1 protein-coding gene is annotated in these 1,244 nt (G+C 62.2%); it reads right to left on the minus strand.

Translation table 11 applies throughout. From position 1 onward, the window contains the following. Positions 1 to 187: 187 nt before the first annotated feature. Positions 188 to 1,244, minus strand: a 1,057-nt coding sequence (locus AC1D1X_RS23750) for an ATP-dependent DNA helicase (protein WP_477699406.1), incomplete at its 5' end; no start/stop codon positions are given.

The following is a 1,244-nucleotide window of genomic DNA, read 5'->3' on the forward strand; positions in this document are numbered from 1 at the left end:
AATCTACATTGAAGTTGTCTTCAATTTGACAACTTTCAGGAGAATCAAATGCCTCTCATTGCCTGGTTACTGGGTGTTCCCCTTAGTGTGGTTCTTATCCTCATGCTGCTGGGCGTGTTCTAGGCCCCGCATGGTGAGCGGCCTTCACGGTCGTGCAGGCAAAAGCCCGCGGACGCGGGCTTTTGCTTTAGTGATTCAGTGAGTGGGGCGCCGACAACGCCGCGGCCGGTTCCCGCCGCCTGGCGCGCAGCCGCGCCACCTTCCACCATCCCGGCAGCAGGCTTTGTACTTCGGGCCGTGTGAAGCGGTCGTCCATGAGATAGACCACGCCGCGATCCGAGGTGGTGCGTATGACCCGTCCGGCCGCCTGCACGACTTTCTGCAGACCGGGATAAAGGTAGGTGTAGTCGTAGCTCTGGGCCGCGCCGAAGTTGACACCCATGCGCTCGCGGATTTGCTCGTTCACAGCATTGACCTGCGGCAAACCGAGTGTGGCGATGAACGCGCCTATCAGCCGGTCGCCCGGCAGGTCTATGCCTTCGGCGAACGAGCCGCCCAGCACCGCAAAGCCGATGCCTTGCGAGGCCTGCGTGAAGCGCGCCAGGAAGGCGTCGCGCGCGGCTTCTTCCATGCCGCGCGTCTGTTCCCACACGGGAATATGCGGGTAGCGCCGCCGGAACAGCGTGACCAGTTTTTGCAGGTAGTCGTAGCTGCTCAGGAACGCCAGGTAATTACCGGGCCGGCTTTCATACTGCCGGGCCATCAGGTCGACGATGGGCGAAAGCGAATCGTCACGGTGTTGAAAGCGCGTGGAGACGTCGCTCACCACCGAGACCTGCAGCTGCTCAGCCAGGAAGGGCGATTCCACCTCTGTCCAGACCGTGCCGGCCGGCAGGCCGAGCGTGTCGGCGTAGTAGTTTTGCGGGCTTAGCGTGGCAGAGAAGAGTGCCGTCGACTGCGCGGCGGCAAAACGCGGCGCCAGGAAGGGCGCAGGCACCACATTGCGGATGTTGAGCACCGCGAGCTGCTGGCCGAGTACCTGGCCCAGCGCGTCGCGGCCGGCTTCCTGCTGCAGCGTCACGTCAAACAGCGAGTGTTCGCCAAAGTCTTCAGCCATGCGCGAAAAGTGCAGTGCCTCGAAATAAAAATCCTGCAGTTCGCCGTCCATGCGGGTCGGGTTGGCCAGCAGGAAGTCGGTGATCTGGGTCAGCGCCTGCGCCAGAGTTTTCAGAAAAGGTACGGGC

The organism is Polaromonas sp. P1_G4, from assembly GCF_056405475.1.